The following is a 21,454-nucleotide window of genomic DNA, read 5'->3' on the forward strand; positions in this document are numbered from 1 at the left end:
CGAGGGCCGGGTTCCGGTGTCCCCCTCGTCGTTGGCAGCCGCAGGCGGGGTGCCCGGTTGGGCGTCGCCGGTGGAGGTGCTGGGCAGGGGGCCCGTCGGGCTGTCGCCGGGCGGAGGCGGGGGTGGGGTGCCCGGTTGGGGGGTGTCGCTGGGGGCGGTGGGCGTGGTTTCGGGGGCTGCGGGCGTGCTGGGTTCCGTGGCTGTGGGCCGCGTGTCCTGGTCGTCGGTGGAGGGGGTGGCCGAGTGCCGTGTCTCTGTGGCCTGTGCGTCGGTCGGGTCGGGGCGTGCGGGGTCCGTGGCCGGGGTCGTACGACCCCGCCTGGGCTCGGTCGGCTCCTCGTTGCCGGACCGCGGCTGCCCGTTCCCGCCGCTCTCGTCCACGGTGTCCCCTCGTTCGCAGCGTCTCCCGCGCCTGCCGGGCGGAAGGTCTCGGGTCGATGGTATGCGGCCGTCGGGACGTGTTCCGCCCCGGCACCCCCTGTGTTCGCGCTGCCGTCGCACCGGTCGTGACCGTGGCGGGGTCACTGTCAGTGGCGGGCCGTATGGTCTGTGGTCATGGAGACGAGCACCGAGGGCGCGGCGCAGGCCCACAGCGACGGTATGACGGCGGCGGCCGAGGCGGCGGTCACGGCCATACCGCATGGTCGGCCGCAGGCCGATCCGCCCGTTTCCGCGTCGGCCGGGTCGGCCGGGTCGGCCGGGTCGGCCGGGTCGGCCGGCGGATCGTCCGCCCTCCCGTCCCCGCGCCAGGCCGCGCCCCCGGTTTCCCTCTCCCCTTCGCGCGCGAGTGACTTCATGCAGTGCCCGCTGCTGTACCGGCTGCGAGTGATCGACCGGCTGCCCGAGAAACCGAGTGAGGCGGCGACGCGGGGCACGTTGGTGCATGCGGTGCTGGAGCGGCTGTTCGACGCCCCGGCCGCGGAGCGTACGGCGCCGCGGGCGAAGGCGCTGGTGCCGGGGCAGTGGGAGCGGCTGCGGGAGAGCCGGCCGGAGGTGGTGGAGCTGTTCGCGGACGATCCGGAGGGCGAGCGGCTGGCACGCTGGCTGGGTGAGGCGGAGCGGCTGGTGGAGCGCTGGTTCACGCTGGAGGATCCGACGCGGCTGGAGCCGGCCGAGCGGGAGCTGTTCGTCGAGGCGGAGTTGGAGTCGGGGCTCAGGCTGCGCGGGATCATCGACCGGGTGGATGTGGCGCCGACCGGTGAGGTGCGGATCGTCGACTACAAGACGGGCAAGGCGCCCCGGCCCGAGTACGCCGAGGGTGCGCTGTTCCAGATGAAGTTCTACGCGCTGGTGGTGTGGCGGTTGAAGAAGGTCGTGCCGCGGCGGCTGCAGTTGGTCTATCTCGGCAGCGGTGATGTGCTGACGTACGACCCGGTCCTCGCCGATCTGGAGCGGGTGGAGCGCAAGTTGCTGGCGCTGTGGGAGGCGATCCGGCTGGCGACGGAGACGGGTGACTGGCGGCCGCGGCCGACGAAGCTGTGCGGCTGGTGCGACCACCAGGCGGTATGTCCGGAATTCGGAGGTACTCCGCCGCCCTATCCGCTGCCGGTCAGGGCGGCGGAGTCGGGCGGCGGCGAGCAGGGCAGAATGGGGCCGGACTAGCGAAGGAGACTTTAGGTGGCCATCCGCGTCCTACTGGTCGACGACCAGCCGCTGCTGCGTACCGGCTTCCGGATGATCCTGGAGGCCGAGCAGGACATCGCGGTCGTCGGCGAGGCCGGAGACGGCCTTCAGGCTCTCGACCAGGTGCGGGCCCTGCAGCCCGATGTGGTTCTGATGGACATCCGTATGCCGCGGATGGACGGGGTGGAGGCGACGCGGCAGATCACCGGGCCGGGGCGGGACGGGCCGGCGAAGGTGCTGGTGCTGACCACCTTCGACCTCGACGAGTATGTGGTGGAGGCGCTCAAGGCGGGTGCCAGCGGGTTTCTGCTGAAGGACGCCCCGGCCAATGAGCTGGTGCAGGCGATCCGGGTGGTCGCGGCGGGTGAGGCGATGCTCGCGCCGAGCATCACGCGCCGGCTGCTCGACAAGTACGCCACGCATCTGCCCTCGGGCGACGAGCCCGTTCCGGACACGCTGCACACTCTCACCGAGCGTGAGGTGGAGGTGCTGAAGCTGGTGGCGCGCGGGCTGTCGAACGCGGAGATCGCGGCGGACCTGTTCGTCAGCGAGACCACGGTCAAGACGCATGTCGGGCACGTCCTCACCAAGTTGGGGCTGCGTGACCGGGTGCAGGCCGCGGTGTACGCGTACGAGAGCGGGCTGGTGCGCCCGGGAGCGCAGTAGCCGGGCGCGTTACGACGTCGAGGGCGCCCCTTCTCGGGAAGGGGCGCCCTCGGGCGTTCGTGGCGCGGTGCGTCAGTCCTTGCTGAGTTCCCAGAACCGGAACACCGTCGAGGCGTCGAGGCAGTACTCCAGGCCGTAGACGTTGTCGCGGGTGACGGCGTACTGCTTGGCCTGCCAGATCGGCAGGACGGGGAGTTCGTCGGCGACGATGTCCTGGAGCTGGCCGAAGTCGGAGTCGGTCGCGGCGCGGTCGCTCTGGGACGCGGTGCGGGGGATGAGCGTGCCCGTGATCTTGCTGTTGGTGTAGTTGTTGTCCAGCACGTTGCCGGCGCCGAAGAAGGGGGCGGTGAAGTTGTCGGCGTCCGGGTAGTCCGGCACCCAGCCCTTCACGTATACGCCGTACTTGCCGTCGGCGATGTCCTGCTCGTACTGGTCGAACGGCACGGACTGGACGTCGGCGTCGAACAGGCCGCTGGCGTTGAGTTGGCCGGCGATCGCCTTCAGCTCGTCGTCGGTGGCGGGGCCGTAGCGGGACGGGGTCGACCAGAGGGTCAGCTTGACCTTTTCGGTGATGCCGTCGGCGCTCAGGGCGTCGGCGGCCTTGGCCTTGGAGGGCTGGGCGCCGTAGGTGTCGAAAAAGGCCGTGTTGTGGCCGGTGATACCGGCCGGGATGATCGAGTACAGCGGGGTCGCGGTGTCCTGGTAGACGTCCTTGATGAGGGCGTCGCGGTCGAGCAGGTAGGCGATGGCCTTACGGACGCCGAGCTGTCCGGCGACCGGGTCGTCCATGTTGAAGACCAGGTGCTGGACCTCGGCGCTGTTGCCGTCGACGATCTCGACGCCCGAGCCGGGCTCGGCCTTCTCGATGTCGGCGATGTCGCTCGCGGCGAGGCCTCGGTAGGCGATGTCGACCCTCTTGTCGAGCAGGGCCGTCTTCAGCGCGGTCTGGTCGCCGTGGAAGAACTTGAGGGTGACGCCGGAGTTCTGCACCTCGGCGGTGCCCTTGTAGTGCTCGTTGACCGAGAAGACGGCCTCGTCCTCGGTGAAGGAGTCGAGCTTGTACGGGCCGGAGCCGACCGCTTCGCCGTCCTTGCGCAGGCCGCTCGCGTCGTAGGACCGGTGGTCGACGATGGAGCCGGCGCCGGAGGCGATCTTGCTGGGGAAGGTGGCGTCCGGGGTGTTGAGGCGGAAGACCACCGTCTTCTCGTCCGGCGTCTCGACCTTCTCAAGCATGGGGAACATGATCGCGGGGCCGGCGTCGTCGTTGATCTTCAGCATGCGGTCGAAGGAGAACTTGACGTCCTCCGAGGTGAGCGCGTCACCGTTGCTGAATTTGAGGTCGTCCTTGAGCGTGCACTCGTAGACCTGGGTCGAGGTGTCCGTGAAGGCGCACTCCTCGGCCGCCTCGGGCTGCGGTTCGGTGGCTCCCTTGGGGAAGCTCAACAGCGACTGGAAGACGTTGTTGAACAGCAGCCAGGAGCCGGGGTCGTAGCCGGAGGCGGGGTCGGTGGCCAGGACGTCGTCGGACATCCCCATGACCACGGAGGAGCCACCGCTCCCCGAGTCCCCGTCGTCCGTTCCGCAGCCGGTCAGCAGGCCGGAGGCCAGTCCCGCCACGATCGGCAGGACCGGCCACTGGTTACGCATATTCACGTGCAGGTGCCTTGTCGTCGGTTCCGAATTACGGGGCCGTCGTCCGAAGACCCCGGGCGCGGGAGTTGTCAGCCGCTCACGCCGCGGCCGAGCTCCCACAGCTGAAGCGTGGAGGAGGAGTTGAGGGCGTAGGCGGTGCCTGTGATGTCGTCGCGGGCGGCGACGTACTGCTTGCCCTGCCACAGCGGCAGCACGGGCACGTCGTCGGCGACGATGTCCTGGATCTCCGTCAGGCTCTTGGCTGCGGACAGCCGGTCGGCCTCCCGGCGCGACTGCGGGATCAGCGCGCTGCGGATCTGGCTGTTGGCGTAGGGCGAGCCGAGGAAGTTGTCCTTGTCGAGGAACGGCGCGAGGTAGTTGTCGGCGTCCGGGAAGTCCGGGAACCAGCCCATGCCGTAGACGTCGTACTCGCCCTTCTGCTCGGCCGGGCGGAAGGTGTCCCAGCGGGTGCCCTCGATCTGGACGTCGAACAGTCCGCTGCCGTTCAGCTGCTTCTGGAGCAGCTCGAATTCGTCCTTGGTGGCCGAGCCGTAGTGGTCGGTGGTGTAGTGGAGGGTCAGCTTCACCGGAGTGGTGATGCCGGCCTCGGCCAGCATGTCCTTGGCCTTGGCCGCGTTCGGGTCGCCGTACTTGTTGAAGAACGAGTTGGAGTGGCCGGTGATGCTCGCCGGGACCAGCGAGTAGAGGGGCTCCGCCTGGTCGCCGTAGACCTGGGAGACCAGCGCGGCGCGGTCGACGATCTGGGCCATCGCCTGGCGCACGGCCTTGGTCTTCACTGTCGGGGCGTCGGTGTTGAAGGCGAGGTAGCGGATTTCCAGGCCGGGCATCTCGACGAGGTCCTCGTCGGCACCCGCGGCGGCGCCCGAGAGCTTGTCGATCTGCTTCGGCGACATGGTGCGTGTCATCAGGTCGATGTCGCCGTCGTCGAGCGCGGTGCCCATCTCGCCGGCGTCGGCGAAGGAGCGCAGTTCGACCTTGTCGTTGTTCACCTTCAACGTCCCCTTGTAGTGGGGGTTCTTGGTGAACACGGCCTTGACCAGCTGATCGTCCTTGACCTCGGACTTGAGGGTGTACGGTCCCGAGCCGTCGACCGCGAAGCCGTCGCGCAGCTTGTTCTTCTCGTAGTCGTCGGGGTTGACGATGCCGGCGACGGGCGTCGACAGCTTGAACGGGAAGGTGGCGTCGGCGGTCTTGAGGTGGAAGATCACCTCGCGGTCGCCCTTCGTTTCGACGGTGTCGATGGTGGACAGCAGCGCGAACACACCGCTGTCGGCCTTGATCGACCGGGCGCGGTCGATGGAGTACTTCACGTCGGCCGCCGTGATGGGATCACCGTCCGCGAAGGTGAGGCCTTCGCGGAGGGTGCAGACGTAGCGCTCGTTGCCGGTGTCGGTGAAGCCGCACTGTTCGGCGGCCTCGGGCACCGGGTCGCCCTCGCCGCGGGGCTGGATCATCAGGGTCTGCACGGTCTGGCGCAGAACGTTCCAGGTGCCGACGTCGTACGCGTATGCCGGGTCGAGGGGCGCGGGGGCGTCCGTCGAGGCGCTGAACCGGTCGGTGGTGCCGACGGCGATCGCGTCACCGCTGCCGCTGCCGCTGCCCGATCCGCCGCAAGCGGCGAGCGCCGGGGCGAGCAGGCCGATGACGGCCGGCAGCACCAAGGTCTTGCGGTTCATGCTCGAGGTTCTCCAGAGCTGTGAGTCCGTGTACCCGGCATGCAGGGGTGTCGCCGCGGGTCACGGGGGTAGTAGCGAGGTTCTCGCGACGAGATTAGTCCGCACCTGCGCAGGGGTTGACGGCGCCTGGAGTTGAGGCGCATCACGCAGTGACACCAGCTGTGGACGCACTGAAAACCCGATGAGGGAAGGATTCGTGCAGCTTCCCATCAATCGGGACACAAGGTCCCGCCGCAGTCGCCAAATCGGGAGCGGCCGTCACAGGTCTAGGCCACTGTCGACCTCGTACACAGTGGGCAAGGTCACATCCTGAAACGGTCTCTGCGAGGGCGGGAATCCGGCGCCTACCGCAATTCCGTCATCAGACCGTGCAGAAATGCCAGATCGACTTCTTCCAGCGAGGCCACGACGGTGCGCCGGGCTGCCGGGGCGATGGCCGCCACCGAGGGCACGGCCACCACCTGGCAGCCGGCGGCCTCGGCCGCCGCCACACCGGTCGCGGTGTCCTCGATGACCGCGCATCTCGCCGGATCCACGCCGAGCCCGGCCGCCGCGAACAAGTACGGCTCCGGATCCGGCTTGGTGCGCCGCACCTCGTCCCCGGCGACCGTCAGGGCGAAGTGGTGGGCGCCGAGCGAGCCGAGCACCCGGTCGATGATGCGCCGGTGCGAAGCGGAGACCAGGGCGGTCGGAATCTCGTACGCCGACAGCTCGCCCAGCAGCCGGGCGGCGCCCGGCATCAGCGGCAGGGCACGGTCGATACGGTCCTCGAAGCCCTGATTGAGCAGGACGCTCAGCTCGGCGAGGGTGATGTCGGCGCCGGTGGCCTCGATCAGGAACCCCGCGCTGCGGCTCATCGGACCGCCGACCACGACATGGCGCCAGGAGTCGTCGAGGGCGTGGCCGAGGCCGGCGAAGATCTCGACCTCGACATCCCACCAGAAGCCCTCGGTGTCCACCAGGGTGCCGTCCATGTCGAGGAGCACGGCCTGAAGTGCCGAGCCTTCGGCCGTTCGGGTTCCGAGCGCGGGGACCGTGCTGGTCATCCGGCCTACCTCCTTGAGGGACGATCAGGCCGGTTCCCGGAAAGGGAACCGGCCTGCGGTGGACCGACCAGTCTACGTCTTCTTCGATCAGCGTGCCCGCTCGTCCTTGAGGACGTCTGTATCCGCAGGTCAGCGGGTGGGGCGCCGCCCCGTCACCGGGCGTTGAAGTACTTCGCCTCCGGGTGGTGGATCACGATGGCGTCCGTGGACTGCTCCGGGTGCAGCTGGAACTCCTCGGAGAGCTGGACGCCGATGCGCTCCGGCTCCAGCAGCTCGGCGATCTTGGCACGGTCCTCCAGGTCGGGGCAGGCGCCGTAGCCGAGGGAGAAGCGGGCGCCTCGGTACTTCAGGGCGAACATGTCCTCGATCTCGGCGGGGTCCTCACCGGCGAAGCCCAGCTCGGACCGCACGCGCGCGTGCCAGTACTCGGCGAGCGCCTCGGCCAACTGCACGGACAGGCCGTGCAGTTCGAGGTAGTCGCGGTAGGAGTCGGACGCGAACAGCTTCGCGGTCTCCTCGCCGATCCGCGAGCCCACGGTGACCACCTGGAGGCCTACGACGTCGGTCTCGCCGGACTCCTCCGGGCGGAAGAAGTCGGCCAGGCACAGGTGCCTGCCGCGGCGCTGGCGTGGGAAGGTGAAGCGGGTGCGCTCGTGGCCGGCGTCGTCCAGGATGATCAGGTCGTCGTCCTTGGACACGCAGGGGAAGTAGCCGTAGACGACGGCCGCTTCCAGCAGGTTCTCGGTCTGCAGCTTGTCCAGCAGCCCGCGCAGCCGCGGGCGGCCCTCGCTCTCGACGAGTTCCTGGTATGTCGGCCCGTCCCCGGTGCGGGCCTCCTTCAGGCCCCACTGGCCCTTGAAGAGAGCGCCCTCGTCCAGCCAGGAGGCGTACTCCTTGAGCTGGATGCCCTTGATGACGCGGGTGCCCCAGAACGGCGGCGTGGGCACCGGGTTGTCGATGGCGACGTCGGAGCGGACGTGCCCCTCCTGCGGGCGCTCCTCGACCTGGACCGTGGCCGCCCGCACCCGGCGCTGCTTCAGCTCGGGCAGCTTCGCACCGGGCACGCCCCGCTTGACTCCGATCAGCGCGTCCATCAGCCGCAGGCCCTCGAACGCGTCGCGGGCGTAGCGGACTTCGCCCTCGTACAGCTCGTGCAGATCCTGCTCGACGTAGGCGCGGGTGAGTGCGGCGCCGCCGAGGATGACCGGGTAATCCGCCGCCAGGCCGCGGGAGTTGAGCTCCTCCAGGTTCTCCTTCATGATCACCGTGGACTTCACCAGGAGTCCCGACATGCCGATGACGTCGGCCCGGTGCTCGTCGGCGGCCTCCAGGATCGCGGACACCGGCTGCTTGATGCCGAGGTTGACCACGTTGTAGCCGTTGTTGGACAGGATGATGTCGACCAGGTTCTTGCCGATGTCGTGCACGTCGCCGCGCACGGTGGCCAGCACGATGGTGCCCTTGCCCTCCGCGTCCGACTTCTCCATGTGCGGTTCGAGGTGGGCGACGGCGGCCTTCATGACCTCGGCGGACTGGAGTACGAACGGCAGCTGCATCTGCCCGGAGCCGAACAGCTCACCGACGACCTTCATGCCGTCCAGCAGGATCACGTTGACGATGTCCAGCGCGGGCCGGGTCTGGAGTGCCTCGTCGAGGTCGGCCTCCAGGCCGTTGCGCTCGCCGTCGATGATGCGGCGCTTGAGCCGCTCCTCCAGCGGCAGCGCGGCCAGTTCCTCGGCCTTGCCCGCCTTCAGGGACTTGGCGGTGGCGCCCTCGAACAGGGCCATCAGCTTCTGCAGCGGGTCGTAGCCCTCGGCGCGGCGGTCGTGGATCAGGTCGAGGGCGGTGGTGACCTCTTCCTCGCTGAAGCGGGCGATCGGCAGGATCTTGGAGGCGTGCACGATCGCCGAGTCCAGGCCCGCCTTCACGCACTCGTCCAGGAAGACGGAGTTCAGCAGGATCCGGGCGGCCGGGTTCAGGCCGAAGGAGATGTTCGACAGGCCCAGCGTGGTCTGTACGTCCGGATGGCGGCGCTTGAGCTCGCGGATCGCCTCGACGGTGGCGATGCCGTCCCTCCGGGACTCCTCCTGGCCGGTGCAGATGGTGAAGGTCAGGGTGTCGATGAGGATGTCCGACTCGTGGATGCCCCAGTTGCCGGTCAGATCGTCGATCAGCCGTTCGGCGATCTCGACCTTCTTCTGAGGGGTACGGGCCTGGCCCTCCTCGTCGATGGTGAGCGCGATCAGCGCGGCGCCGTGCTCCTGGGCCAACCGGGTGACCTTCGCGAAGCGGGACTCGGGGCCGTCGCCGTCCTCGTAGTTCACCGAGTTGATCACCGCGCGGCCGCCGAGCTTCTCCAGCCCGGCCTGGATCACGTCCACCTCGGTGGAGTCCAGCACGACCGGCAGGGTGGAGGCGGTGGCGAACCGGCCGGCCAGCTCCTCCATGTCGGCGACGCCGTCGCGGCCGACGTAGTCCACGCACAGGTCGAGCATGTGCGCGCCCTCGCGGATCTGCTCCCGGGCCATCTCCACGCAGTCGTCCCAGCGGGCGTCCAGCATGGCCTCGCGGAACTTCTTGGAGCCGTTGGCGTTCGTGCGCTCGCCGATCGCCATGTACGCGGTGTCCTGCCGGAACGGCACCGTCTGGTACAGGGAGGCGGCGCCGGGCTCGGGACGGGGGTCGCGCGTGGTGGGGGTGAGGTCGCGGACGCGGTCGACGACCTGGCGCAGATGCTCCGGCGTCGTACCGCAGCAGCCGCCGATGAGGGAGAGGCCGTAGTCGCGGACGAAGTTCTCCTGGGCGTCCGCGAGGCCTTCGGCGTCCAGCGGGAAGTGCGCGCCGTCCTTGGTGAGGACCGGCAGGCCGGCGTTCGGCATGCACAGCAGCGGGATGCGGGAGTGCCGGGTCAGGTAGCGCAGGTGCTCGCTCATCTCGGCGGGGCCGGTGGAGCAGTTCAGGCCGATCATGTCGATGCCGAGCGGCTCCAGCGCGGTGAGCGCGGCGCCGATCTCGGAGCCCAGCAGCATGGTGCCGGTCGTCTCGAACGCCATCGACACCAGCAGGGGTACGTCGGCGCCGGTCGCGTCCAGGGCTCGGCGGGCGCCCAGCACGGAGGCCTTGGTCTGCAGCAGGTCCTGGGTGGTCTCGATGATCAGCGCGTCCGCGCCGCCGGCCAGCAGGCCTTCGGCGTTGGCCTGGTAGCCGTCGCGGATGGCGCGGTAGCCGACGTGGCCGAGGGTGGGCAGCTTGGTGCCGGGGCCGACCGAGCCGAGGACCCAGCGGGGGCGGCCGTCGCGGGCGGCGTACTCGTCGGCGGTTTCGCGGGCGATACGGGCGCCCGCCTCCGACAGCTCGTGCACCCGGTCGGCGATGTCGTACTCCGCCGCGGCCGTGTGGTTGGCGCCGAAGGTGTTGGTCTCGACGCAGTCGACGCCCACCGCGAAGTACGCGTCGTGGACGGAGCGGACGATGTCGGGTCGGGTGACGTTCAGAATCTCGTTGCAGCCCTCAAGATTCTCGAAGTCCTCCAGGGTCGGGTCCTGGGCCTGCAGCATCGTGCCCATCGCCCCGTCGGCGACCACCACACGGGTGGCGAGCGCCTCACGGAGCGCGGACACACGGGTCCGGCTGTCGGCGGAAGGGGTCAGCGGCGACGAGGCCATGAAAGGGCTCCCTGTGGTGCGACGGCTGTCGGCTTTGCGCCCCCGCGGGACGTTCCACGGCAGGCGCACGCCGCCAGCGTAGCCGGGTCCGGGGCGGGATGTTCAGACGGTCCACGGGACGGACGGAGATGACGGGCGGGCCTCCGGCGGGATACGAGTGCGGATACGGCACGGGACGAGTGCCGCGACAGGTTCTCGCAGACCATTGGCGGCGGGTCGGCATGGACCGGTAGTGTTCGGCATTGCCGAACAGCGGCAGCGGACGTCGCGGGTCGACGGTCGAAGGGAACGGAGGCAGGACGGCGATGGCACGGAACATCCAGTCGCTCGAACGGGCGGCCGCGATGCTGCGGCTGCTCGCGGGCGGCGAGCGCCGGCTCGGCCTGTCGGACATCGCCTCGTCCCTGGGCCTCGCCAAGGGCACCGCCCACGGCATCCTGCGCACCCTCCAGCAGGAGGGCTTCGTCGAGCAGGACGACACCTCCGGGCGCTACCAGCTGGGCGCCGAGCTGCTGCGCCTGGGCACCACCTACCTGGACGTGCACGAACTGCGGGCCCGCGCCCTGGTGTGGACGGACGACCTGGCCCGCTCCAGCGGCGAGAGCGTCCACCTGGGCGTGCTGCACCAGCAGGGCGTGCTGATCGTGCACCACGTCTTCCGGCCCGACGACAGCCGGCAGGTCCTGGAGATCGGCGCCATGCAGCCGCTGCACTCCACGGCCCTGGGCAAGGTCCTGTCGGCCTACGACCCGGTCGCGCACAGCGAGGCGCTGGAGGCCGACCGCAAGGCGTTCACGGACCGGACGGTGTGCGAACTCGACGGCTTCGAGCAGATCCTCGACGTGACCCGCGCGCGCGGGTACGCGGCGGACGTCGAGGAGACCTGGGAGGGCGTCGCTTCCATCGCGGCCCCCATCCACGACCGCCGGCGCATGCCGGTCGGCGCGGTCGGCGTCACCGGCGCCGTGGAGCGGCTGTGCCGGGAGGGCGCAGTGCGGCCCGAGCTGATCGCGGCGGTGCGGGACTGCGCCCGCGCGGTCTCCCGGGATCTGGGCGCCGGGCGGTTCTGAGCGCCGCGTCGACCGCGGCGAAGCAGGAAAACGCCAGAAGGCACGGGCGGTTCCGCCGCCGTACACCGGCAAACCGGTGCACCATCGGGCGCTCCGGTTGTTGTCATGCCTTGTAAGGCGTTGTCATGGTTTGGCATGCCGCCGCTTCGACGGCCCGATCGACAGCTCACGGCGATCAATAACGATCGCGGTTTCGACAACAGAACCCTTGACGCACCTGCAACGCCGGAGCGAGACTCCCGTCCATCGGTCGACATTGTCGAACACCGACCGGCAATAGGCGTTACAGTATGAGGACGCCAAGGGCCGGCAGCTCTCCCCCTGGACGAAGGACAAAGGAGTCGCGGGTGTCCAGCTCCGACATCTTCATCGGCGAGACCATCGGTACCGCCATACTCATCCTGCTGGGCGGTGGCGTCTGCGCCGCCGTCACGCTCAAGGCCTCCAAAGCCCGTAACGCCGGCTGGCTCGCCATCACCTTCGGGTGGGGTTTCGCCGTACTGACCGCCGTGTACACCTCCGCGCCGCTCTCCGGCGCCCACCTCAACCCGGCCGTGACGCTCGCGCTCGCGATCAAGGACGACGACTGGAGCAACGTTCCGACCTATTGGGGCGGACAGCTGCTCGGCGCGATGATCGGCGCGGCGCTGGTGTGGATCGCCTACTACGGCCAGTTCCACGCGCACCTCACCGACCGGGAGATCGTCGGCGGTCCGGGCGCGCAGGCCACCACCGCCAAGGCCGTCGAGGCCCGCGAGAAGGGGGCCGGACCGGTGCTGGGCGTCTTCTCCACCGGCCCGGAGATCCGGGTGGTGTGGCAGAACCTCGCCACGGAGATCATCGGCACCGTCGTCCTGGTGCTGGCCATCCTCACCCAGGGCCTGAACGCCGACGGTGACGGCCTCGGCACGCTGGGCGCCCTGGTCACCGCGCTGGTGGTCGTCTCGATCGGCTTGTCCCTCGGCGGCCCGACCGGCTACGCGATCAACCCGGCCCGTGACCTCGGCCCGCGCATCACGCACGCCCTCCTGCCCCTGCCCAACAAGGGCGGCTCCGACTGGGGTTACGCCTGGATCCCGGTGGTCGGCCCGCTGGTCGGCGGCGCCATCGCGGCAGGCATCTACAACGTCGCTTTCGCTTGAGCTCGATCGCTTGGAGCCCGATCAGCATCGCGCCGTACAGACAGCCACCTCCCTACGGACCCCCCAGGAGCACACAGTGACGACCGACGCGCACGCCGGCCCGTTCATCGCCGCCATCGACCAGGGCACCACCTCCAGCCGCTGCATCGTCTTCGACCGGGACGGCCGTATCGTCTCCGTCGACCAGAAGGAGCACGAGCAGATCTTCCCGAAGCCGGGCTGGGTGGAACACGACGCCACCGAGATCTGGACCAACGTCCAGGAGGTCGTCGCCGGGGCCGTCGAGAAGGCCGGCATCACCCGCGACGACATCAAGGCCATCGGCATCACCAACCAGCGCGAGACGACCGTGCTGTGGGACAGGAACACCGGTGAGCCCGTCCACAACGCCATCGTCTGGCAGGACACCCGTACCGACGCGCTCTGCAAGGAGCTCGGCCGCAACGTCGGCCAGGACCGCTTCCGCCGCGAGACCGGCCTGCCGCTCGCGTCCTACTTCGCCGGCCCGAAGGCCCGCTGGCTGCTGGACAACGTCGAGGGCCTCAAGGAGCGCGCCGAGGCCGGCGACATCCTCTTCGGCACCATGGACACCTGGGTCATCTGGAACCTGACCGGCGGTGTGCACGGCGGCCACCACGTCACCGACGTCACCAACGCCTCCCGCACCCTGCTGATGAACCTGCACACCATGGAGTGGGACCAGAAGATCGCCGAGTCCATCGGCGTGCCGCTGCAGATCCTCCCCGAGATCCGCTCCTCCTCCGAGATCTACGGCGAGATCAAGGGCGGCAAGCTGGGCGACCTGCTCGGCGGCATCCCGGTCGCGTCCGCGCTCGGCGACCAGCAGGCGGCCCTGTTCGGCCAGACCTGTTTCTCCGAGGGCGAGGTCAAGTCGACGTACGGCACCGGCACCTTCATGGTGATGAACACCGGTGACAAGATCATCAACTCGTACGCGGGCCTGCTGACCACCGTCGGCTACAAGATCGGTGACCAGCCGACGATCTACGCCCTGGAGGGCTCGATCGCCGTCACCGGCTCGCTGGTGCAGTGGATGCGCGACCAGATGGGCCTGATCTCCACCGCCGCCGAGATCGAGACGCTCGCGCTCTCGGTCGACGACAACGGCGGCGCCTACTTCGTGCCGGCCTTCTCCGGCCTGTTCGCCCCGCACTGGCGTTCCGACGCCCGCGGTGTGATCGCCGGTCTGACCCGGTACGTCACCAAGGCGCACCTCGCGCGCGCCGTCCTGGAGGCCACCGCCTGGCAGACCCGGGAGATCGCCGACGCCATGGTCAAGGACTCCGGTGACGAGCTGGTGGCCCTCAAGGTCGACGGCGGCATGACCTCCAACAACCTGCTGATGCAGACCCTCGCGGACTTCCTGGACGCCCCCGTGGTGCGCCCGATGGTCGCCGAGACCACCTGCCTCGGCGCCGCCTACGCCGCCGGTCTCGCCGTCGGCTTCTGGTCCAGCACCGACGAGCTGCGCGCCAACTGGCGGCGGGCCGCCGAGTGGACCCCCCGGATGGACGCGGAGACCCGCGACCGTGAGTACAAGAGCTGGCTCAAGGCCGTCGAGCGGACCATGGGCTGGATCGAGGACGAGAGCTGAGCGCAAAGCCCCTTTGACGGCACAGTCGGCTCTTGTCAGTCGGCTCTTATCAGTCGGCTCTTATCAGTCGGCTCTTATCAGTCGGCTCTTGTCAGTCGGCTCTTGTCAGTCGGCTCTTGTCAGTCGGCTCTTATCAGTCGGCTTTGATCAGTCAGCTCTGATGAGGAGTAAGAACCCCACATGACCAGTCAGTCCACCCTGCAGTCCGTGCCTGCCCTGGGTACCCGCCCGGCCTCCGGCTCCAACCCGAGCCGAGCCGAGACCCGGGAGCAGCTCGCCAGGGCGTCGTACGACCTTCTCGTGATCGGCGGCGGCATCCTGGGCATCTCCACCGCCTGGCACGCCGCGCAGTCCGGGCTCAGGGTGGCGCTGGTCGACGCCGGCGACTTCGCCGGTGCCACCTCCTCCGCCTCCTCCAAGCTGCTCCACGGCGGCCTGCGTTATCTGCAGACCGGCGCGGTGAGGCTGGTGGCGGAGAACCACTTCGAGCGCCGTGCGGTCTCCCGCCAGGTCGCCCCCCACCTGGCGAACCCGCTCACCTTCTACCTCCCCGTGTACAAGGGCGGGCCGCACGGGGCGGCCAAGCTGGGCGCGGGCGTGTTCGCGTACTCGGCGCTCTCCGCCTTCGGCGACGGCGTCGGCCATCTGCTCTCACCCGCCAAGGCGCAAGCGGACGTGCCGGAACTGCGCACCGAGAACCTCAAGGCCGTGGCCGTGTACGGCGACGACCAGATGAACGACGCGCGCATGGCGCTGATGACGGTCCGCGCGGCCACCGAGGCGGGCGCGGTCGTCCTCAACCACGCCGAGGTGACCGGGCTGCGCTTCACCAAGGGCCGGGTGACGGGCGCGGAGCTGAAGGACCGGCTGTCCGGCGACGAGTTCGGCGTCAGCGCCCGTCTGGTGCTGAACGCGACCGGCCCCTGGGTCGACCACCTGCGCCGCATGGAGGACCCCGACGCGGCGCCGTCCATCCGGCTGTCGAAGGGCGCGCATCTGGTCCTGAAGCGGACCTCGCCGTGGAAGGCCGCTCTGGCGACCCCGATCGACAAGTACCGGATCACCTTCGCCCTCCCCTGGGAGGACATGCTGCTGCTCGGTACGACGGACGAGGAGTTCGAGGGCGAGCCGGCGGATGTGTCCGTGAACGACAAGGACATAGCCCAGATCCTCGACGAGGCCGCGTTCTCGATCCGCGACCAGCAGCTCGGCCGTGACCTCATCACGTACGCCTTCGCTGGCCTGCGGGTACTGCCGGGCGGCCCCGGCGACACCGCCAAGGCCAAGCGCGAGACCGTCGTGACCGAGGGCCGGGGCGGGATGCTGTCCGTCGCGGGCGGCAAGTGGACGACCTTCCGGCACATCGGCCGCACGGTGATGCGGAAGCTGGAGGCGCTTCCGGGGCACCCGCTGGGCGACGGCTTCGAGCCGATCGCCTCGCTGCCGAAGAAGCTGCCGCTGCCGGGCGTGGCCAATCCGCGGGCGATCGCGCACCGGCTGCTGGTGGACCGGCCGGCGCCGGGGCCGCGGATGGGCGCGGACACGGCGAAGCACCTGGCGACGCACTACGGGTCCCTGGCCCTCGACATCGCCCGTCTGGCGAACGAGAACCCCGAGCTGGGCGAGCGGGTGCATCCGGACGCGCCGGAGATCTGGGCGCAGGTCGTGTACGCGCGGGACAACGAGTGGGCGGAGACGGCGGACGATGTGCTGCGGCGGCGTACGACGTTGACGATCCGCGGGCTGGCCACGGACGAGGTCCGCGCGAAGGTCCAGGACCTGCTCGACAGGAAGTAGCCGAGAGGTGGACGCAAGGGGCGGCTCCGCGTCGGCGGAGCCGCCCCTTCGGCGTGCCCAACTCCTCGGCGGAGCCGCCCCTTCGGCGTGCCCAACTCCTCGGCGGANCCGCCCCTTCGGCGTGCCCAACTCCTCGGCGGAGCCGCCCCTTCGGCGTGCCCAACTCCTCGGCGGATCCGCCCCTTCGGCGTGCCCAACTCCTCGGCGGAGCCGCCCCTTCGGCGTGCCCAACTCCTCGGCGGAGCCGCCCCTTCGGCGTGCTCAACTCCTCGCCGGTTCCGTCCGGTTCATGTTCCTATCTCCCTCCCGGCACGACTTCGGCTACCGCAGCTACAAGGCCGCGGGCCAGTTCGACGCCAACAAGTCCCGCCTCGACAGCGCCTTCTACGAGGACCTCAAGCGCGTCTACTACCAGGCCGTGCGGGCCCTCGGCTGACAGCCGTCGTCTACCAGGGGCCCGGTGCGGTACCCCCACCCTGCCCGTCGCCGACTTGGAGGCACTCGCCTGAGCAGGCAGCATAATGTGCTGAGACATCGGATGTCTCAGCACGTTGTGGGGCGAAAAGGGAGGCCGGCCATGGCAGTCACCGACGAGGCGATCGAAAAGATCAAGGGCATGATCGTCTCCGGCGCGCTGCGCCCGGGCGACCGGCTGCCCAAGGAGAGCGAACTCGCCTCCGAACTGGGGCTGTCCCGCAACTCCCTGCGGGAGGCCGTGCGCGCTCTGTCCCTGATCCGCATCCTGGACGTGCGCCAGGGGGACGGCACGTACGTCACCAGCCTCGACCCGCAACTCCTCCTGGAGGCACTGAGCTTCGTCGTCGACTTCCACCGCGACGACACCGTCCTGGAGTTCCTGGCCGTACGCCGCATCCTGGAGCCGGCCGCGACGGCGATGGCGGCCTCGCGGGTCAGCGAGCAGCAACTGGACGCGCTCGCGGCCCAGTTGGACAAGCTCGGCGACGCGCCGTCGGTCGAGGAACTGGTCGCCTGTGACCTGGACTTCCACCGCGGCATCGTGCAGAGCTCCGGCAACTCCGTGCTCTGCTCGCTCCTCGACGGCCTCTCCGGTCCCACCACCCGGGCCCGCATCTGGCGCGGCCTGACCCAGGAGGACGCGGTCAGCCGCACCCTGCACGAACACCGCATGATCCTCGCCGCCCTGCGCGACCGGGACGCGGAGGCGGCCAGGTCGTGGGCGACGGTGCACATCGCGAGCGTGGAGCAGTGGCTGCGGTCCACCCTGTGAGTGGCGGCTCCAGGGTGTTTCGGGGTGGCGAACAGGGCAGTGATGCGTTCACTCCCCCGTGCAAGGGGGCTGCGGAGGCCCCTGCCGGACGCCGTAAGGTTGGGGCGTACGCGAGGGTACGTCGGAAGGAGGCACTGGGTGATCGAGCTCGAGGGGGTTCCCGAGCTGATCGACCCGGTCATGGTGGCCGCGTTCGAGGGCTGGAACGATGCCGGCGACGCCGCCTCCACCGCGGTCGCGCATCTGGACAGGGAGTGGAAGGGCGAGGTGTTCGCGGCGCTGGACGCCGAGGACTACTACGACTTCCAGGTGAACCGCCCCACCGTGTGGATGGACGCCGGCGTGCGCAAGATCACGTGGCCGACGACAAGGTTGTCGGTGGTGCGGATCGGCGGTGACAAGCCCCGCGATCTCGTACTCGTCCGCGGAATCGAACCGTCCATGCGGTGGCGCTCGTTCTGCAACGAGCTGCTCGGCTTCGCACACGAGCTGGGCGTCGAAATGGTGGTCATCCTGGGCGCCCTGCTCGGTGACACCCCGCACACGCGTCCGGTCCCGATCAGCGGGACCACGTCCGACGCCGACCTGGCCCAGCGGATGGACCTGGAGGAGACCAAGTACGAGGGCCCCACGGGCATCGTCGGCGTCCTCCAGGAGGCGTGCACGCACGCCGGCGTACCGGCGGTGTCGCTGTGGGCGGCCGTCCCGCACTACGTGTCGCAGCCGCCCAACCCGAAGGCGACGCTGGCCCTCCTCAACCGCCTGGAGGACCTGATCGACGTACGCATCCCGCTGGGCGAGCTGCCCGAGGACGCGCGCGCCTGGCAGGTGGGCGTGGACCAGCTGGCCGCCGAGGACACCGAGGTCGCCGAGTACGTGCAGACGCTGGAGGAGGCCCGGGACACCGCCGAGCTGCCGGAGGCGTCGGGCGAGGCGATCGCCCGCGAGTTCGAGCGGTATCTGCGGCGCCGGGACACGCCGGGCGGTCACGCCACGGACGGCGGGGAGGGCACGCCGTTCCTGAAGGACCGGGGCGACAACCCCGGCGGTCGTGCGAAGCCGCCGAAACCCTCGAAGCCGGGCGCCGACGACGAGGATTCGTCCGAGGACTGATCCGAGGACTGATCCGAGGACTGATCCGAAAACTGAGGCGAGGGCTGAGGCGGGGACTGAGGCGAATCGGGGGCGGCACGGTTCAGGCGTACCGCCCCCGCTCTCACCTCGGCTTCCGCCCCGGTTTTCGCCCGCTTTCCTCAGCGCGCCACGGCGATCACGTCGTAGGTGGTCGTGGGCGTCGGAGGCGTGGCGAACCGTGCGTTGGGCAGGTAGAGCCGGTCCCGATACGCGGCGACCGTCGTCGGCACGTCGAAGTTCGGGTCCGTGATGCGGCGCCGGAAGACTCCGCTGGTGCCGTCGGGTGCGAGCGTGAACACGTCGACCGCGTTCTGCCGGTTCTGAACGACGTACAGCGTCCGCCCGAGCAGCAGCAGGCCGTCGCCGGCGGTGAGCGGGGCCGTGTCGCCGAGGTCGACGATCCTGGTGACCCCGGTCTTCGGGTCCACCCGGTGCAGGGCTCCGACCCCGGTCTGCACGACCAGCAGGGCCGAGCCGTCGGGGGTGCGGGTGACGCCGTTGGCGTTCACGACCTCGCCGGGCGCCTGGCTCCAGTCGCCGCTCAGGGTGAGCGTCACGATGTCGTCCGCGTCCGGCAGCGCGCCGCCCCGGCCGAGCGGCAGGGCGTACAGCGCGGGCTGGTAGGAGTCGGTGAACCAGGCCGTGCGCGGGGTCAAAAACACATCGTTGACGAAGGTCGGGGCCGCCGTGGTGAGGACGTACGACGCGATGATCGCGCCGCTGCGGACGTCGACGACACGGGCGCCCTCCCCGCGTCCGGCGACGAACAGGCGTCCCCGGTCGTCGAGCTTGAGGCCGACCGAGGGCGTGCCGGGCCCGGTCGAGACGATGCCGCCCCGGCCGGTGCGCAGGTCGGCCCGGTAGATCGAGCCGTCGCCGAGCGAGCCGAGGTAGGCGTACGGCCCGCCGCCGATCGTGATGCCCTCCGGGCGGAATCCGTCGGGCAGCGGGATCACGGCCGGCCAGGACTTCCCGGACGCCGAGGCCGTCGTGGCCCCGGCGAGCACGGCACCGGCGGTCGCGGCGCCGGCCGTGAGGATCCTCCGACGGGTGAGGTCATGTGCGAAGGAGCGATGCGTGGGTGCCACTGTGCGTCCTTCCGCGGACGGACCGGCCGACTGGCTGGTCCAGCGGTCAACTGACGCGTCCACCCCATCACATGCCGGATGGCTCCGCAGCGTCCCCCAGTCCCTCGACAGCCAGTAGACAGCATCTGGCCGGATTGTCACGGGACATCTCTTTCACGCCGATCGCACAGGCCAACCGCCTTCGGCCGAGGGAGGGTTCAGCCGTCGAGGGGCCGGATGGCGTCCCGCCGGGTGTCCGCCAGGTGGTGCAGGGGATCATCACCGGAACCCGCAGGTCGAGGGCGGTGGCCACGCCGGGCAGCTGTCCGGAGCCACCTCAGCCTCCGGTGTCCGCTGGGCGGCGGGCGCCGATGTATCGGCCCGCAACAGTGGCTCAGCGACGAACAGCTCGTTCTGGAACCGCTGTTCGGCGCCAGGAGCTGCGCTCACGGATCGCCGCGCTGCCGGGGATCGACACGGCGCATGCGAACCCCGGCGCCGTGCCCGCCTCTCGGCAGAGCGCCGACCCGTGTACGAGCCGGCCGACAGTTGGGCACGGTCACAGGCGACGGGGAAGCCCTGAACCATCACTCCGGTGGGGCGGTGGCCCGCGCGTCGGCGCCGTACCCGGCGTCCCGGACCGCACGACCACGTCGACCCTGACGGGGTCGCGAGACCCAGGCGCCGAACGTACTGCGCAGCGTGCGGAGCCAACGGATCTGACGCGCAGGTGAAGAAGGGCGCTTCCTGGCCTGCTCACTGGCCTGCTTCCTGGCCTGCGTCCTGGCTTGAGAGGAAGCGCCCTCCGGCTGATTACAGGGCCACACCCAGCAGAGCGTCCACCGCGCGCGATACGACGCCGGGGGCGCCCTCGTCCGTGCCGCCCCGCTCCTGCTGGAGCGCCGCCCAGCGGTCGACGGCAGCGAGGGCGGCCGGGGCGTCCAGGTCGTTGGCCAGGGCCGCGCGGATCTCCTCGACCAGCGTCTCGGCGGGCGGTCCGTCGGGGCGGGAGACGGCGGCACGCCAGCGGTCCACGCGCGCGACGGCCTCCTGAAGGACCTGGTCGGTCCACTCCCAGTCGGCCCGGTAGTGGTGGGCGAGCAGGGCCAGCCTGATCGCGGCCGGGTCGACGCCCGCGCGGCGCAGTGCGGAGACAAAGACCAGGTTGCCCTTGGACTTCGACATCTTCTCGCCGTGCAGCGCGACCATGCCGGCGTGGACGTACGCCGTGGCCATGGGGAACTCGCCGGTCAGCACCTGGGCGTGCGAGGCGCCCATCTCGTGGTGCGGGAAGGCGAGGTCGGAGCCGCCGCCCTGGATGTCGAAGCGCATGCCGAGGTGGTCCAGGGCGATGGCGACACACTCGATGTGCCAGCCGGGCCGACCGGGGCCGAGCGAACCGCCGTCCCAGCACGGCTCGCCCTCACGGGCTGCCATCCACAGCATCGGGTCCAGCGGGCTCTTCTTGCCCGGCCGGTCGGGGTCGCCGCCGCGCTCGGCGGACAGCAGCCGCATGGCGGCCGCGTCGAGGTTCGAGACCTTGCCGAAGTTCGGGTCGGACTCGACGGAGAAGTAGACGTCCCCTTCGAGCTCGTAGGCCGCGCCCGCGTCGCGCAGCCGCTCGACGAGCGGCACGATGCCGGGTATCGCCTCGACCGCGCCTATGTAGTCCTGCGGCGGCAGCATCCGCAGGGCGGTCATGTCCTCGCGGAAGAGGGCCGTCTCCTGCTCGGCGAGGGCGACCCAGTCGACGTTGTCCCGCTGGGCGCGCTCCAGCAGGGGATCGTCGACGTCGGTCACGTTCTGGACGTAGTGAACCTGCCGCTTGGTGTCGAGCCACACGCGCTGCACGAGGTCGAACGCGTTGTAGGTCGCCGCGTGACCGATGTGGGTCGCGTCGTACGGAGTGATGCCGCAGACGTAGATACGGGCGACGGGACCGGGGGCGAGGGTGACGAGCCCGTCGGTCGCTGTGTCGTGAATCCTCAGGTCGCGGCCCTTGCCAGGCAGGGCGGGGACCTCAGAAGCGGGCCAGGCATGCATGTCATGAG

General features: G+C 70.0%; 14 protein-coding genes and 2 pseudogenes. 9 read left to right on the forward strand and 7 right to left on the reverse strand.

Features of this window, described 5'->3' with window-relative positions; all coding sequences use genetic code 11:
* Positions 1–381: pseudogene (locus GFH49_RS40455) on the reverse strand (hypothetical protein); the annotation flags it as partial.
* Positions 382–555: 174 nt separating this feature from the next.
* Between GFH49_RS40455 and GFH49_RS27420 the strand changes: the two are divergent.
* Complete coding sequence (locus tag GFH49_RS27420) at positions 556–1,602, forward strand: RecB family exonuclease (protein WP_155058739.1); 1,047 nt, start codon at positions 556–558, stop codon at positions 1,600–1,602.
* A 15-nt stretch (positions 1,603–1,617) separates the two neighbouring features.
* Positions 1,618–2,289: a response regulator gene (locus GFH49_RS27425; protein WP_030946450.1), complete on the forward strand. Its 672-nt coding sequence runs from the start codon at positions 1,618–1,620 to the stop codon at positions 2,287–2,289.
* 72 nt (positions 2,290–2,361) lie between these two features.
* Here the strand turns inward: GFH49_RS27425 and GFH49_RS27430 are convergent, their stop codons facing one another.
* From GFH49_RS27430 to metH, 4 genes are all read right to left on the reverse strand, one after another.
* Entirely contained in the window at positions 2,362–3,942 is a 1,581-nt protein-coding gene (locus GFH49_RS27430) for an ABC transporter substrate-binding protein (protein ID WP_155058740.1), read from the reverse strand.
* A 68-nt stretch (positions 3,943–4,010) separates the two neighbouring features.
* Positions 4,011–5,618, reverse strand: coding sequence for an ABC transporter substrate-binding protein (locus GFH49_RS27435; RefSeq protein ID WP_155058741.1), 1,608 nt, complete (start codon positions 5,616–5,618; stop codon positions 4,011–4,013).
* A 344-nt stretch (positions 5,619–5,962) separates the two neighbouring features.
* Positions 5,963–6,664 (reverse strand): HAD family hydrolase, encoded by a 702-nt coding sequence (locus GFH49_RS27440; RefSeq protein ID WP_155058742.1) that lies wholly within the window; start codon positions 6,662–6,664, stop codon positions 5,963–5,965.
* A gap of 152 nt (positions 6,665–6,816) precedes the next feature.
* Complete coding sequence (metH, locus tag GFH49_RS27445) at positions 6,817–10,329, reverse strand: methionine synthase (RefSeq protein WP_155058743.1); 3,513 nt, start codon at positions 10,327–10,329, stop codon at positions 6,817–6,819.
* Positions 10,330–10,634: 305 nt separating this feature from the next.
* On the opposite strand from metH, the gene GFH49_RS27450 reads away from it, so the two are divergent.
* The 7 genes and pseudogenes from GFH49_RS27450 (at position 10,635) to GFH49_RS27480 (ending at position 18,315) form a co-directional block, all read left to right on the forward strand.
* Positions 10,635–11,399: an IclR family transcriptional regulator gene (locus GFH49_RS27450; protein ID WP_155058744.1), complete on the forward strand. Its 765-nt coding sequence runs from the start codon at positions 10,635–10,637 to the stop codon at positions 11,397–11,399.
* Positions 11,400–11,746: 347 nt separating this feature from the next.
* A complete protein-coding gene (locus tag GFH49_RS27455) occupies positions 11,747–12,541 on the forward strand; it encodes an MIP/aquaporin family protein (protein WP_155058745.1) in 795 nt (264 codons plus the stop codon).
* Positions 12,542–12,617: 76 nt separating this feature from the next.
* Positions 12,618–14,156, forward strand: a complete 1,539-nt coding sequence (gene glpK, locus GFH49_RS27460) for a glycerol kinase GlpK (protein ID WP_155058746.1) — start codon at positions 12,618–12,620, stop codon at positions 14,154–14,156.
* 180 nt (positions 14,157–14,336) lie between these two features.
* On the forward strand, positions 14,337–15,953 hold the full coding sequence (locus GFH49_RS27465; RefSeq protein WP_155058747.1) for a glycerol-3-phosphate dehydrogenase/oxidase: 1,617 nt from the start codon (positions 14,337–14,339) through the stop codon (positions 15,951–15,953).
* A gap of 295 nt (positions 15,954–16,248) precedes the next feature.
* Positions 16,249–16,389 (forward strand): annotated as a pseudogene (locus GFH49_RS27470) (phospholipase A2); the annotation flags it as partial.
* Between the two features lie 141 nt (positions 16,390–16,530).
* Complete coding sequence (locus tag GFH49_RS27475; protein ID WP_155058748.1) at positions 16,531–17,202, forward strand: FadR/GntR family transcriptional regulator; 672 nt, start codon at positions 16,531–16,533, stop codon at positions 17,200–17,202.
* 138 nt (positions 17,203–17,340) lie between these two features.
* A complete protein-coding gene (locus GFH49_RS27480) occupies positions 17,341–18,315 on the forward strand; it encodes a PAC2 family protein (RefSeq protein ID WP_155058749.1) in 975 nt (324 codons plus the stop codon).
* 140 nt (positions 18,316–18,455) lie between these two features.
* On the opposite strand, the gene GFH49_RS27485 is transcribed toward GFH49_RS27480, so the two are convergent.
* Positions 18,456–19,424: an SMP-30/gluconolactonase/LRE family protein gene (locus GFH49_RS27485; RefSeq protein ID WP_155058750.1), complete on the reverse strand. Its 969-nt coding sequence runs from the start codon at positions 19,422–19,424 to the stop codon at positions 18,456–18,458.
* 792 nt (positions 19,425–20,216) lie between these two features.
* Positions 20,217–21,446, reverse strand: a complete 1,230-nt coding sequence (mshC, locus tag GFH49_RS27490; protein WP_155058751.1) for a cysteine--1-D-myo-inosityl 2-amino-2-deoxy-alpha-D-glucopyranoside ligase — start codon at positions 21,444–21,446, stop codon at positions 20,217–20,219.
* Between the last annotated feature and the right edge of the window lie 8 nt (positions 21,447–21,454).

This window comes from Streptomyces blattellae (genome assembly GCF_009709555.1).
Taxonomy (GTDB): Bacteria; Actinomycetota; Actinomycetes; order Streptomycetales; family Streptomycetaceae; genus Streptomyces; species Streptomyces blattellae.